This is a genomic window from Clostridioides sp. LIBA-7678, assembly GCF_056716065.1.
Window position 1 is genome coordinate 64,254 of the sequence record NZ_CP196987.1, and the last position, 17,509, is coordinate 81,762.

A 17,509-nucleotide genomic window follows, 5' to 3' on the forward strand; every position below is an offset into this window, starting at 1 on the left:
ATGAGTACAAGAGAATTAACATATGCACAAGCGATAAAGGAAGCAATGTCAGAAGAAATGAGAAGAGATGAAAATGTAATATTTATGGGAGAAGATATAGGAATATATGGAGGAGCATTTGGTGTATCAGTTGGAATGATAGATGAATTTGGACCAGAAAGAGTAAGGGATACTCCTATATCAGAAGCAGCTATAGCAGGAGCAGCAGCAGGAGCAGCAGCAACTGGTCTAAGACCTATTATGGAAGTAATGTTTATGGACTTTGTGACAATCTCTATGGATGCAATTGTAAATCAAGCAGCAAAAATGAGATATATGTTTGGTGGAAAAGCACAAGTTCCAATGGTTGTTAGATGTCCTGGTGGCTCTGGGACTGGTTCAGCAGAACAACATTCACAGAGTTTAGAAGCTTGGTTTTGCCATGTTCCAGGAGTAAAAGTAGTTGCACCTTCTACACCAGCAGATGCTAAAGGTTTATTAAAAGCAGCTATAAGAGATAATAATCCAGTTATATTTGTTGAAAATAAATTGTTATATAGAAAAAAAGGTATTGTACCAGAAGGTGATTATGTAATTGAAATTGGAAAGGCAGACATAAAAAGAGAAGGAACAGATGTTACAGTAATCACTTATGGAAGGATGTTACAAAGTGTTGAGGAAGCAGCAGAGACATTATCAAAAGAAAATATAAATGTAGAAATTATAGATTTAAGAACCTTATATCCATTGGATAAGGAGACTATAGTTAAAAGTGTATGTAAAACTGGAAGAGTTCTAATTTGTCATGAAGCAGCTAAGACTGGTGGACTAGGTGGAGAAATATCAGCCTTAATAACAGAAAGTGAATCATTCGATTATTTAGATGCACCAGTAAAAAGAATATGCGGAAAAGATGTGCCAATACCATATAATCCAGAGTTAGAAAAAGCAGTTGTCCCAAGAGTTGATGAAATAGAAGAAGCAATAAAATCTTTGATTGTTAGATAAGGAGGGATAGATATGGTGGCAAATAAAGTAAAGGCCACACCAGCAGCTAGAAACCAAGCTAGAAAAGACAACATAAAACTAGATAAGCTGATTGGAAGTGGAGAAAATGGAAGAATTCATTTAGTTGATGTGTTAAATTACTTAAAAGATAGTAAGGTAAATGCTACACCTTTAGCTAAAAGAATAGCAGAAGATTTAAATATAGATTTAGAAACTATTGTAGGTACTGGATATAATGGAAAAATAAGAAAGTATGATGTGGAAAGAGTAAATACACAAGAGGCTGTTGTGTCAACTAACATATCTAAAACTAATGATACAGAGGAGATAAATACGAAAAGTGAAAATTCAAGTGTGTTTAATACAGTAGAAGGAGAGTTTGAAAAACCAAATCCAATGAGAGCTACTGTAGCAAAACGAATGTCAGAAAGTTACTTTAGTGCTCCTGTATTTACATTCAACATAGAGGTAGATGCTACAGAATTGAAGTCACTCAGAGCAAAATTAATAGATACAGTAAAAGAATCAGTTGGAGTAAAATTGACTATGACAGATTTAATAGTAATGGCAGTGTCTAGAATACTTCCAAAGCATCAAGCATTAAATTCTGCATGGACAGATGAGGGAATATTTAGATACAAAGATATAAATATAGCTATTGCAGTTGGCCTAGATGAAGGTCTATATGTCCCAGTAGTAAAAAACGTAAATAAAAAATCTTTAAAAGAAATAGCAAAAGAAAGTAAAGAGCTTGCTGAAAAAGTAAAAACAGGGAAACTTCTACCAGCAGACCAAGAAGGGAATACATTTACTATAAGTAATGTCGGAATGTATGGTATAACTACATTTACACCTATAATAAATATGCCTTCAAGTGCAATATTAGGGGTAGGTGCTACACAAGATAAGTTTGTTCCAGTAAATGGAGAGGCTAAAATAAAACCTATAATGAACTTATCATTGACATCAGACCATAGAGTGATAGATGGAACAGTAGCAGCAAAATTCTTAAAAGAGTTAAAAGAATTGTTAGAAAATCCTTTATCAATGCTTGTATAGGTTTTGATGTTTCTTTATTGATATAATAGTTTGAATAGGTTACATAGTTATAATTATTTAGGTGAATTTAAAACCTTTATATATTTAGCATTATTTTTAAAGTGAACTATATGAATATAAATTGATTAATGAAAATATATGAAAATAAATAGGAGGAGAGCCTATGTCAGTAGAAGTTATAATGCCAAAAGCAGGAGTAGCTATGGAAGAAGGTACCATAGTATCTTGGCTAAAACAAGAAGGCGAAGAAGTAAAAATTGGAGAACCTATATTAGAAATAACAACAGATAAAGTAAATATGGAAATAGAATCAGAGGGAGAAGGTACACTGGCTGTAATCATACATAAAGAAGAAGGTGAAGTATTACCAGTATTTACAGTAATAGGTGTAATAGCAGAAAAAGGTGAAAATCAAGAAGAAATAAAAGCTAAATATTTATCTGGAGATGTGCCAAAAGAAGATGCTATTGAAGAAAAGCAAAGCGTGGAGGATAAAGAAGAAAAAGTAAATAAAAAAGAGTGTAATCATGACTATGATGTAGTGGTAATAGGTGGAGGACCTGGGGGGTACTTAGCAGCATTAAAAGCAGCCCTGTTAGGAGGAAAAGTTGCATTAGTTGAAGAAAATGTATTAGGAGGAACTTGTTTAAACAGAGGTTGCATTCCTACAAAAACTTATATAAAAACAGCAGAAATATTAGAGGAGATTGACCAGTTATCAAAAAGAGGTGTAAAAGTAACTGTAGATAAAGAGCAAGACATCAAGAAGGCAATAAAATATAAAAATAGAGTAGTTAAAAAACTTACTGCTGGTGTTGGTGGTCTATTAAAAAGCAGAAATGTAGAAGTATTTAATCTTAAAGCTAGTGTTAAAGAAGAGCATAAAGTAATATTATCTGATGGAAAAGTTCTAGATACAGAAAATATAATAATTGCAACAGGCTCTAAAGTAAGGGTATTGCCTATAAAAGGAATAGAATCGAATTTGATAATAACTAGTACAGAGGCTTTAGACTTAGAGACAGTACCAGAAGAATTAGTAATAATCGGTGGTGGAGTGATAGGTTGCGAATTTGCAGAGATATTCAATTCAAGAGGCTCTAAGGTAACTATTGTAGAAATGGAAGATAGAATAATCCCAAGAATGGACAAGGAATTAAGTGAATCTTTGAATTATTCTCTTAATAAAAAAGGCATAAATGTATTAACTAAAAAGAAAGTTTCTGAGTTTAAAGAAGAAGGCAATAAAATATTAGTTTGTATTGAAGGTGAGGAGACAATAAAAGCAGATTTATGTCTATATGCTATAGGAAGACAAGCTAATCTTTCTGGTATAGAAGATTTAGACATTAAAATAGATAAAGGTTCTATATCTGTAAATAGCAAAATGGAAACAAGTATACCAAGTATATATGCAGTAGGTGATGTTACTGGAGGTGTAATGTTAGCTCATGCAGCATTTAAAATGGGAGAAGTAGCAGCTTCAAATGCTTTAGGTATGAATGAAGAAGTTGATTTAAGTGCATTACCTAGTTGTGTTTATACAATTCCAGAAGTAGCATCAGTTGGGCTTACAGAGGAAGATGCTAGAAAGAAACACAATGTAAATGTGGGTAAATTTAACTTTGCTGGGAATGGAAGAGCTTTAGCTTCTGGACAAGAGCAAGGATATGTAAAAGTGATAGCAGATGCTAAATATGGAGAAATTTTAGGTGTGCATATGTTTGGTTGTGGTGTAGCAGAACTTATAAATCATGCAGCATCATTTAAGGCATTAGAAATACCTGCTGATGAAGCTAGTGAGTTGATATTTGGTCATCCATGTACTTCAGAAGCTTTGATGGAAGCTTTGGCAGATGTAAGTGGAGAATGTTTACATTTACCTAAAAAATAAATTAGAAGAATAAAATATTAAAGTAAGTCTATTATTAATATAAATTTATTTTATAAAATATTAAAATGCTTATTTAGCCATACTCTTTCTTGTATAAATGTATGTATTTGTACAAGAAGGAGTATTTTTTATGGAAAAATACAGAATCGGAGTATTTGTAGTTTTTGTTGTACAAAAAAGATAGTAATATAAAATAACAATGTCATTTCAGATTGATTTTACTTGAAATTAGAAAAAAAGACTTTTTTGTTTTTTTTAAAGTATTATTTGTAAAATACCTAAAAAAATTTTCTTAATATTTTAATAAAAGAATAGCTTAATTTAAATGTTGTGGTTTTATGCACTAATAATAAACACAAAAAAAACAATATATGGCATATAAGTTGCTATATAAATAATAAGGAGGGAACAACTATAAATGAGGCAAAGAATAAAAACACTAATTGAAAATGAGGATAAGAAAAATCCTTTAACAGATGAAGCTATTTCAAACATGTTAAATGTTCGAAGAGAAGATGTTACCTTTTTAAGAAATGAGTTAAAAATAGAGGATTCAAGGCAAAGAAGAAAAATTGTTTTGATTAAAGCTATAAAAGATATTTTAAAAGAAGAAAAAAGCATAAATAAAAATGATATAACAAGAAGATTAAATAGCATTGGATTTACAGTATCAAGATTTACAGTTATACAATATTTAAAAGAGATTCAAGATTCTGATGAGTTAAAGGATGATAAAGAAGGTGATGATAAAAAAGAAGAGATAAACAATAATGGGGAAAATACAGATATAGCATTTGATAAATTAATAGGTAGTAGTGGTAGCTTAAGTACAATTATAAAACTATCTAAAGCAGCAATACTCTATCCACCTCATGGTCTTCATACTATTATTATGGGCCCAACCGGTGTTGGAAAAAGTGAGCTGGCAGAATGTATGTATAAATTTGCAGTAGAATCATCTAGATTCCCTAAGAATGCACCATTTATAATTTTTAATGCAGCAGACTATTCAGAAAATCCACAGCTTTTATTATCTCAATTATTTGGTCATGTCAAAGGTGCTTTTACAGGAGCTGATGAGACTAAAGAAGGATTAGTATCAAAAGCAGATGGAGGAATATTGTTTATAGATGAAATACATAGATTACCTCATGAAGGTCAAGAGATACTATTCCAACTGATTGATAAAGGTATGGTAAGAAAATTAGGAGAGACTAGATTAACAAATAAAATAGATGTAATGATTATTTCAGCAACTTCTGAACCAATAGATTCTCATCTACTTAATACATTTAAAAGGCGTATACCTGTAACAATTGAAATACCAGAATTAGTTGCAAGACCATTAAATGAAAGGTTTGATATTATAAATAACTTCTTCTTGATAGAAGCTCAAAGAATGGGAACAAGCATACATATAAAATCTGACGTATTAAAAGCTCTTATGCTTTATGATTGCATAGGAAATGTTGGTCAGCTTAGAAGTGATATTCAAGTAGCTTGTGCTAGGGGATTATTAAATCAACTTACTAGCAAACAGAAAGAAGTAAATATAAATATATCAGATGTACCTGGATATGTTAAACAAGGTCTTATGAAAATCAGAAATTGTAGAGATAAAATAGAAAATTATGTAGATGGAGACTTAATTATAGACTCAAATTTTCAGGGAGAGATAGAAAAGAAAAATGAAGATATATATACTTTTCCTGATGAAATATATAAGCTTACAGAAAGAAGACATATTGATTTGTTGGAGCAAGGTTTAGACTTCGATGTTATAAATAGAATTGTTGGAGGAGAATTAGAAAGTTGTATTCAAAAATATATAAAGCAAGTTAAAAAAGTTTCTATTAATGATAATATTCCAGATATAAGTCCGATTGTTGGAAAATATATTGTAGAACTTACTTATGAAGTAATCAAAATAGCATCACAATATCTTACTTCATTAGAACCAAATCTACACTTATGCTTAGCAGTTCACTTAAAAGCAGCTTTTGAGAGATTAAAAGAAGGTAAAGTAATATCAAATGCTCATTTAAAAGAAATAATAGGAAATTATCCATTAGAGTATTCTGTAGCAGAAAAGGTAGCTCAATATCTAAAGGAAAGATATAATATAAATTTGCCAAAAGAAGAAATAGGTATAATAGCAATATATTTTAAAATGAGTAGTAGAAGAGATATATCTGAACAAAAAAAGATAGGTGTACTTCTTATGGCTCATGGAAGAGTGGCCTCATCTATATGTGAAGTTACAAATAAATTATTAGGAATTAACCATGCAAGATATTTAGATATGCCATTTGAAAAGAAACCAGAAGAAATGATTGAAGAAGCTACTACAATAGTAAAAGATATCGATGAAGGTAGAGGAGTGATTATATTAGTTGATATGGGTTCGCTTTCATACTTTGGGGATATCATCTCTGGGAATACAGGGATTAATATAAGGACAATATGTAGATTTGATACTTTACTATCAATAGAAGTTATACGAAGAGCAGTTTTGCCAGATTTAACAATAGATGAAATAGTAGATGAAGTTAAAAGTATAGAACCACAAGTAAAGGAAAGAGCTAATAATTATAACAACACGAAATTGGATTCTAGAAAACCTATTATTTTAACATTATGTATCACTGGATTAGGGGGAGCTTGTAAGATAAAAGAAATCTTAGAAGAAAATATTAAAGGCATAGACGAAAAGATTGATATAAGACCTATAGGTATGATTGAATATCCAAGTCTTGATTTGGAGATAAAGCAAATAAGTAATGATAAGAATGTAATTGCTATAGTTGGAACAATTGACCCACAGATAGCAAATATCCCTTTCTTTAGCCTAGTAGACATAAATGATAAAACGAAATTAAATCAAGTAAATAATTTAATTGATACTAGCCAAATTATTGAAACAAATAAAAAATATGAGTTATCAGATTTAATACATAAAGAAGATATATTTATAGATTTACAAGTTAAATCAAAAGAAGAAGCTTTAAAGTACATGAGTAAAAAACTTAGAGAGAAAGGTTATGTGACGAAAAATTTCTATAAAAAAGTAGTGGAAAGAGATAACCTGTTTCCAACTGAATTGTCAGATGGAATAGCAATACCTCATACAGATGGAATTGATGTGATTAGACCAGTTATAAGTATAGCTATTTTAAAAAATCCTATTATATGGAGTAAAAATAGAGTAAAAATAATACTTTTATTAGCTGTAGACCAAAAATGTTTTAATCCATTAAATACTCTACTTACATTTATAGAAACAGATGAATTTAAAGAGATAAAAAACATTAAAGATAGAGATTTTATTAGGGAGATGATATTAGATGGAGTCAATGCAAATAATTAGTAGCAATTTGATTTTTAAAGATATTGAGGTATCAAACAATGAAGATGCATTAAAATTTTTAGGACAACGTTTATTTGATAAACAGTATGTAAAAGAAAGTTACATAGAAGCTGTTATAGCAAGAGAAAAAAAGTATGCTACAGGATTACCAACAGAAATCTATGGAGTGGCTATACCACATACAGACATAGTACATGTAAATGAGCCAGGTATAGCGATTGGTATACTGAATAAACCTGTAAAATTTATAATGATGGGTACAGAAGATACTGAAATTGATGTAAAAGTTGTATTTATGTTAGCAGTAAAAGAGCCAAAGGAGCAATTACAATTATTAGAAAAGCTTATGACTGTATTTCAAGATAAGAGTATGTTAAATAATATTGTCAACTTAAATGAAGAAAGCATGAGTGACTTATTAAACTCTAAACTGAAAAATTAAAGTTGTGAAAGGAATTAAAAATATAAAAATGCCATTGAAGATTTCTAACTATAGATATCTTTAAAATAAAATAATTTTAACGGGGGTGAATAATGTGGCTAAAAAAATATTAGTTGCATGTGGAACAGGAGTATGTACTTCAACAATTGCTATAAACAAATTAAAGAAAGCACTTCAAGACCTTGGTAAATTGGATATGGTCAACATTACACAATGTAAAGTAGTGGAAGTTGCATCAAAAGCACCTGATTATGATTTGATAATTTGTACTACACAAGTGTCTAGTAGCATAAAAACACCTGTAATAAATGGATTACCTTTTTTAACTGGTGTGGGAATGGGCAAATTAATTGAAGATGTATTGGAAAAATTAGAATTATAATTTGAACTTTTAAAAAATATAGTCTCTAAAATTATAAGTTTTAGAGACTGAAAATTAAATAATGGAGGGTCTTTAAATGGAGATATTAAATTTCATTGTTAGTTTAGGAGCACAAGTAATGATGCCAATAATAATATGTATTTTTGGCTTGATATTAGGTACAAAACTTGGAAAATCATTAAGAGCTGGTTTAACAGTGGGAGTTGGATTTATAGGTCTTAATACTATTATAGCTTTACTGACAGATAACTTAGGACCAGCAACGCAACAAATGGTTAAGAACTTAGGATTAAACTTATCTATAATAGATGTAGGATGGCCAGCAGCATCAGCTATAGCCTTCGCATCAACAGTAGGAGCTTTAATTATTCCAATAGGTCTTGTAGTAAATATAGTTATGCTAATTACTAATACTACCCAAACTGTTGATGTAGATATATGGGATTACTGGCATTTTGCGTTTACAGGCGCTTTAGTAGCAGGGGCTACACAAAGTGTGGTATGGGGAGTGTTTGCGGCAGTAGCAAATATGGTAATTGTATTGGTAATGGCAGATTTAACTGCTCCAGGTATAGAGAAATATTTGGGTATGCCAGGAATATCTCTTCCTCATGGATTTACACAGGCATTTGTTCCAATTGCTATAGTTGTAAATAAACTATTAGATTTAATACCAGGTATAAATAAGATTGAGATAAATGCTGACACATTACAGAAAAAATTTGGATTATTTGGAGAACCTTTAATAATGGGGTCTATAATAGGTATAATAATTGGTATTGCAGCTAAATATGATATAAAAGGTATATTACAGTTAGGTGTAACTATGGGAGCTGTATTGATATTAATTCCAAAGATGGCAGCATTATTGATGGAAGGGTTATTACCAGTATCAGAAGCAGCGCAGGAATTTATTGAGAAGAGATTTAAAAATAGAGGAAAGATTTATATAGGTTTAGACTCAGCAGTAGGTATAGGTCATCCTGTCACATTATCAGTTGCATTAGTATTGGTACCTTTAACTATAGTTATAGCAGCTATATTGCCAGGAAATAAAGTTTTGCCATTTGCAGATTTAGCAGTAATTCCATTTGCACTTGTTTTAATTGTACCAATTACAAAAGGGAATGTGTTTAGGACATTAATAATAGGAATATTCATAATTACTTCTGGATTATTAATTGCAACTAATTTAGCTCCTCTATTTACTCAAATGGCTTTAAATGCTAGCTTCAAAATGCCAGAGGGAGCAACTATGATTTCAAGTATTTGTGATGGTGCAAATCCATTAAGTTGGATATTTGTAAAGATTATGAATTATAAAGTTATTGGAGGAGTGTTTTTTGGAGTTATAGCTTTAGGAATGGCTATTTACAATAGAAATAGAATAATAAAGGAAAATAAAAAATTATCTCTTGAAGAAGAAATCTAAAAATGATTTTATTGAGGAGTATATGAATTATGAAAAAATATAAATACGATTCTATAAGATACTCAATTAATGTGATAATACCAGGATTTTTTATGATTTTAATATTGCTTTACGCTCTGTTTAATAACTATGAAAATTTTAGTGTAAACATATATAGTTTGTTGATAATTATCTGTATATATGGGATATTCAATACTTTTATATCATCAAGTAATCCTAAAGAAATTATTATTGATAACAAATGTATACATTTTATCTCATTTATTACTACACATAATTATGAAATTAAAGATATCGAAAAAGTAAGAATACGAGAGTTTTATAATAAAAATCTTTATCTAAAAATTAATGACGGAAGCCTTCTTAAAGGTAGATATTGGATAAGAACAAATATGTTTAATAATGATTTAGAATTATATGATTATCTTATTGAGTTAGAGGAATCTTTATATCCAGAATCATTAAAATTTAGAAATAAAAGATTAGAAAATAAAGGCATATTAAAGATAAAAAACTTAAAATAGAAGTAGAATAATTTCTATTGATAAAATGGAGATATACGCTTTACACTAAATTTTTTGAATTTTCAAATTAATATTAAAGATAGTGTTTAGAAGATATGGTACTGCTAATATATATAAGATTATATCTATAATAGATAGGAGGATTTAACTAATGTTATTGGAAAAATTGAGAAAAGAAGTATTACAAGCATCTCTAAACCTTTTAAATTATAACTTGGTGACATTAACAGGTGGGAATGTGAGTGGGAGAGATGAAGAAACAGGATATATAGCAATTACCCCAAGTGGAATGGACTATAGAGACCTTATACCAAGTGATATTGTTATAGTAGATATAGATGGAAATGTTATAGATGGCAAATGGAAAGCATCTGTGGATTTACCAGACCATTTATATATATATAAACATAGAGAAGATATAAATAGCATAATACATACACATTCTACATACTCAAGCTGTTTTGCTATTTTGAATGAACCTATAGCATGTGCAAGTACAACTCTTGCAAATGAAGTAGGAGGTGAAGTACCTGTTGCAAAGTTTTCACCACCAACATCTAACAAAATGGGTAAATGTGTTATTGAAGCAATCGGAGATAAAAGAGCATGTCTTTTAGCAAACCATGGTGTAATAGCAGTTGGTCCTTCTGTAGGGCATGCTCTTACAGCTGCTGTAATGTTAGAGGATTCAGCAAAAGTATATTACTTAGCAAAATCAATTGGCACACCAGTATTATTACCAAACGAAGAAATTAAAAGAGCTAGAGATGTATTTTTTAATGTATATGGTCAGGATAAATAAATTAAACAAAACTTTTAAATTAATGTAGAAATATAGATATTCTATAATATTAGGGCGTTTTATAATGATATAATAAGTTTAATAGTTAAGAAATGAAAATAGAAAATCTAATAGTATATAAAATTGTCTGAGTCTAAAATAAGCAATAAGATAAAATAAAAAAGGAGTCTGTATTTCTATGTATTACTTATTAAACAAAAGCACAAATCCTTACTTTAATTTAGCATTAGAAGAATATATGTTTTTAAATGAGAAATATAATGATGATATTATAATCATATGGAGGAATGAGGAATCTATTTTTATAGGTAAAAATCAAAACCCATATCAGGAAATACATCATGATGTTATTGAAAAGGGAGAAATTCCTATTTTAAGAAGAATATCTGGAGGAGGTACTGTTTATCATGATTTAGGAAATATCAATATGTCATTCATACAAAAAGATAGACAACTTCATGAAATAGATTTTTTGGAACATACTAAGTTTATGAAAGATATGCTATTAAGCTTAGGTCTAGATATATCTATAACTGAAAGAAAAGATTTATTTTTGAAAGGGAAAAAAATTTCAGGCTCTGCCCAGTCTATAAAAAGAAAAAATTCTCTTTATCATGGAACTCTTCTTTATGATTCGGATTTAAATAAATTAACTAAATATCTAAATTCAAATAAGTCAACTGAGTCAAAGGCTACGAAGTCTGTCTCAAGTAAAGTAACCAATATTAAATTCTTATTTGAAAAAGATATAGATTACTTTTTGGACTATTGTGTTAAGTATTTAGAATCCAAGATAAAGGATATAAAAGAACTTAAATTAGACAGTGATGATATCAAAAATGTATACAATCTAGTAGAAGATAAATATAAAAAGATGGAGTGGACATATAGTAAAACACCTAAATTTCAAATAGTACTTCCATTTAATGATGAAAGTGAAGTCAATATACATGTAAGTAAGTGGAAGGTATCAAAGTTTTTTATATCTTATAAAGAAGGTGTAATTAATATGGATAAGTTATTAAATGTGGACTTTTTTAAACAAGAAATAAGAGATAATATTTTAGAAAATTACCCACATTACATAGATTTAATTAATTTAATATTTTAATATAAGGCCTCTTGTTTGATAAAATCTTATTATATCAAATTAGAGGCCTTGAATATTTTTTGCAAGTTTAGAAACTGTTACAAAGTTGTAAAATTAAAAACATCGCTATTGAAAAATCAATATATATAGAATTAAATATACATGTTTTTAACTGAAAAATAGATATTAACTGTTTATACAACTTAAAATTTAATATATAATTAATCAGATGGTTAAAATAAAAGAATATTAAGAGTTTTAATAAATTATGGTTAAAAATAAAATACGAGGTGATACCATGTATAGTGTTATAATTGTTGCTGCAGGAAGCGGAAGGAGAATGAACCTAGACATAAATAAACAGTTCATAAAATTAAGAGAAAAAGAAATTATTGCTCATACAATTCAAGTTTTTTATGAAAATATAAATATAGATGAAATTGTGGTATGTATAAAAAAAGAGGAAGAAGATTTTTTTAAGGAAAACATAATAAATAAGTATAATTTTAAAAATATAAAAATAGCATATGGTGGAAAAGAAAGACAGGATTCAATATATAATGGCTTAAAAAAATTAGATGAAAATTGTGATATAGTACTCATTCATGATGGGGCAAGACCATTTGTAGACCATAGAATAATTAATGAATCCATAAAGGTGGCTAAAGAAAAAAAAGCTGTAGTTGTAGGTGTGCCAGTAAGTGATACTATAAAGATAGTGTCGGATGGAACAGTACAAGAAACTCCAGAGAGAAGTTTATTGTGGGCAGCTCAAACTCCTCAAACTTTTGAGTATAATCTCATAATAAATGCTTATGAACAAGCTTATAAGAATAATTATTATGGTACTGATGATTCAATGTTGGTTGAAAATATAGGGCAAAGCGTTACTATGGTGATGGGCTCTTATGAAAATATAAAGATAACTAGTCCAGAAGATTTAAATATAGCAGAACAGATATTAAATATGGAAAAAAGAGATGAAGTTAATAGCAGAAGGAGAATTATATGAGAATAGGATTAGGATATGATGTACACAAATTAACAGAGGATAGAAAACTCATAATCGGTGGGGTAGAGATACCACATGATAAAGGTTTATTAGGTCATTCAGATGCTGATGTATTAATACATGCAATAATGGACTCTATTTTAGGAGCCTTAGCTCTAGGTGATATAGGTAAGCATTTCCCAGATACAGATGAAAAATATAAGGGAGCAAATAGTATGAAATTATTAGAATATGTACATAATCTAATAACAAGCAAAGGGTATAAGATTGGGAACATAGATAGTACTATAATTGCTCAAAGCCCTAAGATGGCTCCACATATTGAAAGCATGAGAAAAAATATATCAAAAGTCTTAAATACAGATATTGATAATATAAACATAAAGGCAACTACTGAAGAAGGTCTTGGCTTTACAGGAGCAAAACAGGGTATAGCATCACAAAGTATTTGTTTATTATTGTTGACAAGTCAGAATAATTAATATATTATTAGTAATAAGTTTATTGGATATCAAAGAATAGGCCTAAATAGAATATCTATAATATGTGAATTTAAGTGAAATTAATATAAATATAAAACTAGCTATGATAAAGAAATAGTAAAACTATGAAATCTTTACAGAGAGAAAACGTTGGTGAGAGTTTTCAAGAGGAAATGTTTGAACCTGTCTTTTAGCTTAAAGGTATAAAAATCTTTACGGTAGGAACCGTTACATTCCCAAAAGAGAGCTATTTACATAGCTAACTAGAGTGGTACCGCGGAAATTAAACCTTTCGTCTCTATACTTGTATAGAGATGAGAGGTTTTTTATATTTTCAAGAAATTAATATTCAGGAGGAATTTATTAATGAAAATGTCTAAAATGTTTATGCCGACATTAAAAGAAATCCCAGCAGATGCTGAGATTACAAGCCATCAATTAATGGTTAGGTCAGGAATGATAAAAAAAATGACTTCAGGGGTTTATAATCAATTACCGATGGGATTAAGAGTGTTCAAAAAGATTGAACAAATAATTAGAGAAGAACTAAATAAAAAAGATTGTCAAGAAATACTTTGTGCGGCTTTACTTCCTTCTGAATTATGGAAAGAGTCTGGAAGATGGACTGCTATGGGTGAAGAAATGTTTAGGCTTAAAGACAGAACAGAAAGAGAATACTGTCTTGGACCAACACATGAAGAAGCATTCACTGATATAATAAGACAAGAAATTACTTCATACAAACAATTGCCATTAAACCTATATCAGATACAAGTAAAATATAGAGATGAAAGAAGACCAAGATTTGGTGTTATGAGAACTAAGACTTTTACAATGAAGGATGCATACAGTTTTGATGTAGATAATGAAGGTCTAGATAAATCATATCAAGATATGTTTGATGCATATGTAAGTATATTTGACAGATGTGGACTAGAGAATAGTCCAGTGCAAGCAGATTCAGGAGCTATAGGAGGCTCTACATCAGCTGAGTTTATGGTTAAGTCAGAAGTTGGTGAAGATGAAGTTGTATTCTGTAGTGGATGTGATTATGCAGCCAATGTAGAAAGAGCAGAATCTTGTAATGTAGCATCAGAAAAAGAAGATATGAAAGACCTGGAAGAGGTTCACACACCAGGAGCAGCTACAATAAAAGAACTAGAGGAATTTTTAAAGATTTCTCCAGATAAATTTGCTAAAACTTTAGTATATGAGGCAGATGGGAAAACAGTTGTAGTTGTTGTAAGGGGAGATAGAGAAGTTAATGAAGTTAAAGTATCTAATGCTATAGGCTCTGTTATAGAATTTGCACTTGCTACAGATGATGTAGTTAGAAAAGTAACTAATGCAGAAGTAGGATTTGCTGGACCAATAGGTATAAATGCTGACTATGTATTTATAGATAAAGAAATTGTTGAACAAAGAAACATAGTTGTAGGGGCTAATAAAACTGAATATCATATAAAAAATGCTAACTATGGAAGAGATTTTGAAGGAATAGTTGGAGATTTTAGAAATGTTCAAGAAGGTGACAAGTGTATAGTATGTGGGAAACCACTTGAAATAGCTAGAGGTGTTGAAGTAGGTCACATATTCAAACTAGGAACTAAGTATTCAGAATCTATGAATGCGAATTTTATAGATAAAGATGGGAAATCAAAACCTATAGTAATGGGATGTTATGGAATAGGTGTTGAAAGAACAGCAGCAGCTATAATTGAACAGCATAATGACGAAAAAGGCATAATATGGCCTTTATCAGTAGCTCCATACCATGTTGTGATAGTTCCTGCAAACATGAAAAATGAGGAACAAGTATCAATAGCTGAAAAGATATATAATGATTTACAAGCTATGGGTGTAGAAGTTTTATTAGATGATAGAGATGAAAGAATAGGTGTTAAATTCAATGATTCAGAATTAATAGGAATACCTATGAGAATTACAGTAGGTAAAAATATTAGTGAAGGTAAAGTAGAGTTTAAATTTAGACATAAAGAAGATAAAGAAATAATTGACATAGAAGAAATAAATGAAAAAGTAAAGGCAGAGTTTATCAAAAATAATGTTAGATTAGGATAGTAACTTAAAAAGCTATTGTATAGATAATCAGAGTTGTACTTTATAAACACCATTTTATCTATATATAAGGAGATAAAGTGGTGTTTTTTTATAAAAACATAATAAATTGAGGAGGTAGTTGAAATGGCAAAAAATGAAAAACAATTTGTTGAAGAAATAACAAAGATGGAAGATGATTTCCCACAATGGTATACAGATGTAATAACTAAGACTGACTTAGTTGATTATGCACCAGTCAAAGGTTTTATGGTTGTAAAGCCATATGGATATGCATTATGGGAAAAGATGCAAGAATTTATGGATAAAAGATTTAAAGAAACTGGACATAAAAACTGTTATTTCCCATTATTGATACCAGAAAGTTTATTAAATAAAGAAGCAGAACATGTAGAAGGTTTTGCTCCAGAAGTTGCATGGGTAACACATGGTGGAAATAAAAAATTAGAAGAGAGATTATGTGTAAGACCTACTTCTGAGACTATAATATGTACAATGTATGCTAAATGGTTAAAATCATATAGAGAATTACCATATCTTTATAATCAATGGTGCTCAGTTGTTAGATGGGAAAAATCAACTAGACCTTTCTTAAGAACATCTGAGTTTTTATGGCAAGAAGGTCATACATTACATGAGACAGCAGAAGAAGCCCAAGAAGAAACAATACAACAATTAGAAATATATAAAGCTTTATGTGAAGAATTACTTGCAATGCCAGTTGTATCTGGTCAAAAAAGTGAAAGTGAGAAGTTTGCAGGTGGTGAAAGAACATATACTATAGAGGCTATGATGCATGATGGTAAAGCATTACAATCAGGTACAAGTCACTTCTTAGGTCAACACTTTACAAAAGCTTTTGATATTACTTTTGCAGATAGAGAAGGAAATTTAGCTAATCCATACCATACATCTTGGGGAGCATCTACAAGACTTATAGGTGGACTTATAATGACTCATAGTGATAACAGAGGTCTAGTATTACCACCAAGAGTAGCTCCAATACAAGCTGTTATAGTTCCTATAGCTGCTAAAAAAGGAAATGTAATGGAAACAGTTGATAAAATATATGCTGATTTAAAAGCTAAAGGAGTAACTGTTGAAGTTGATGATAGAGATAACTATACAACTGGATGGAAGTTTAATGAGTGGGAAATGAAAGGTGTTCCAGTAAGAATTGAGATTGGACCAAAAGATATAGAAAATAATCAAGCTATGATATTTAGAAGAGATACTTTAGAAAAGAGTTCTATGCCTTTAGAAGGATTAGCTGATGCTATATGTGATTTATTTGATGTTATACACAACGATATGTTCGAAAAAGCAAAAAAACATAGAGAAGACAATACATCTATAGTTGAAAATATGGATGAGTTTAAAAAGGCTTTAGAAGAAAAGCCAGGATTCATAAAGACTATGTGGTGTGGAGATGCAGAATGTGAAGCTAAGATTAAGGAAGAAACAGGAGCAACTATAAGATGCTTACCTTTTGAACAAGAAAACTTAGGTCACAAGTGTGTATATTGTGGAAAAGAAGCAGATAATATGGTAGTAATGGCAAAAGCTTACTAAAATAAGATGTTTAAATAAAAACTGGGGTGATGAGTATTTTATACTTTTCATCCCAATTTTATTTTAAGTTTTATTTCCTTATATATATTTATTATTAGTGTACATACTTACTTTGTAGAACAATTACTATATAAGTATTCCATAAAGTAACTAATAAATACAAATATAGCAATAGGGAATGCTTTTAATTTTCACCAAATAAATGGATTAAAAGAAAGATTTATGAAATTAAAACTAGGATTTTCTGCTATAATAAACATGTGTATTTTTAAATAAATAAGGATATTATTATTAGATTTGATAAAAGTTAGGAATTACAATTCTTACATATGTTATTTAAAAATAGATATAAAAACCTTTAAAATACTTGTTTAAAAAAATTACA

Annotated in this window: 14 protein-coding genes and 1 other annotated feature; all 14 genes read left to right on the forward strand. The window is 29.6% G+C overall.

The window, feature by feature from the left end; all coding sequences use genetic code 11:
- The 14 genes from ACTG46_RS00475 (at position 1) to proS (ending at position 17,124) form a co-directional block, all read left to right on the forward strand.
- Positions 1–987 (forward strand): alpha-ketoacid dehydrogenase subunit beta, encoded by a 987-nt coding sequence (locus ACTG46_RS00475; RefSeq protein WP_074179369.1) that lies wholly within the window; start codon positions 1–3, stop codon positions 985–987.
- Positions 988–999: 12 nt separating this feature from the next.
- A complete protein-coding gene (locus tag ACTG46_RS00480) occupies positions 1,000–2,046 on the forward strand; it encodes a 2-oxo acid dehydrogenase subunit E2 (RefSeq protein ID WP_054268655.1) in 1,047 nt (348 codons plus the stop codon).
- 163 nt (positions 2,047–2,209) lie between these two features.
- Positions 2,210–3,940: a dihydrolipoyl dehydrogenase gene (lpdA, locus tag ACTG46_RS00485; RefSeq protein ID WP_479923426.1), complete on the forward strand. Its 1,731-nt coding sequence runs from the start codon at positions 2,210–2,212 to the stop codon at positions 3,938–3,940.
- A 418-nt stretch (positions 3,941–4,358) separates the two neighbouring features.
- Positions 4,359–7,307 (forward strand): sigma 54-interacting transcriptional regulator, encoded by a 2,949-nt coding sequence (locus ACTG46_RS00490; protein ID WP_479923427.1) that lies wholly within the window; start codon positions 4,359–4,361, stop codon positions 7,305–7,307.
- Positions 7,285–7,749 carry a PTS sugar transporter subunit IIA gene (locus ACTG46_RS00495; protein ID WP_054268658.1) on the forward strand — a complete coding sequence of 155 codons (465 nt, stop codon included), beginning with the start codon at positions 7,285–7,287 and terminating at the stop codon, positions 7,747–7,749. The genes ACTG46_RS00490 and ACTG46_RS00495 overlap by 23 nt, the downstream gene beginning before the upstream one ends.
- Positions 7,750–7,843: 94 nt before the next feature.
- Positions 7,844–8,131 (forward strand): PTS sugar transporter subunit IIB, encoded by a 288-nt coding sequence (locus ACTG46_RS00500; protein WP_176702504.1) that lies wholly within the window; start codon positions 7,844–7,846, stop codon positions 8,129–8,131.
- A 76-nt stretch (positions 8,132–8,207) separates the two neighbouring features.
- A complete protein-coding gene (locus ACTG46_RS00505) occupies positions 8,208–9,563 on the forward strand; it encodes a PTS galactitol transporter subunit IIC (RefSeq protein ID WP_074179365.1) in 1,356 nt (451 codons plus the stop codon).
- Between the two features lie 29 nt (positions 9,564–9,592).
- The gene (locus ACTG46_RS00510; protein ID WP_074179364.1) at positions 9,593–10,087 is read left to right on the forward strand and encodes a hypothetical protein; all 495 of its coding nucleotides are present in this window, start codon (positions 9,593–9,595) and stop codon (positions 10,085–10,087) included.
- A 151-nt stretch (positions 10,088–10,238) separates the two neighbouring features.
- Positions 10,239–10,889: a class II aldolase/adducin family protein gene (locus ACTG46_RS00515; RefSeq protein ID WP_054268662.1), complete on the forward strand. Its 651-nt coding sequence runs from the start codon at positions 10,239–10,241 to the stop codon at positions 10,887–10,889.
- Between the two features lie 178 nt (positions 10,890–11,067).
- Positions 11,068–12,000, forward strand: coding sequence for a lipoate--protein ligase family protein (locus ACTG46_RS00520; RefSeq protein WP_479923428.1), 933 nt, complete (start codon positions 11,068–11,070; stop codon positions 11,998–12,000).
- Positions 12,001–12,277: 277 nt separating this feature from the next.
- Complete coding sequence (ispD, locus tag ACTG46_RS00525; RefSeq protein ID WP_054268664.1) at positions 12,278–12,991, forward strand: 2-C-methyl-D-erythritol 4-phosphate cytidylyltransferase; 714 nt, start codon at positions 12,278–12,280, stop codon at positions 12,989–12,991.
- Positions 12,988–13,473 carry a 2-C-methyl-D-erythritol 2,4-cyclodiphosphate synthase gene (gene ispF, locus ACTG46_RS00530; RefSeq protein ID WP_054268665.1) on the forward strand — a complete coding sequence of 162 codons (486 nt, stop codon included), beginning with the start codon at positions 12,988–12,990 and terminating at the stop codon, positions 13,471–13,473. Before ispD ends, ispF begins: the two co-directional genes overlap by 4 nt.
- Positions 13,474–13,567: 94 nt before the next feature.
- Positions 13,568–13,776, forward strand: a binding site (T-box leader).
- Between the two features lie 63 nt (positions 13,777–13,839).
- Entirely contained in the window at positions 13,840–15,555 is a 1,716-nt protein-coding gene (locus ACTG46_RS00535; RefSeq protein WP_227832539.1) for a proline--tRNA ligase, read from the forward strand.
- Between the two features lie 123 nt (positions 15,556–15,678).
- Positions 15,679–17,124, forward strand: a complete 1,446-nt coding sequence (proS, locus tag ACTG46_RS00540; RefSeq protein ID WP_054268667.1) for a proline--tRNA ligase — start codon at positions 15,679–15,681, stop codon at positions 17,122–17,124.
- Positions 17,125–17,509: the final 385 nt, after the last annotated feature.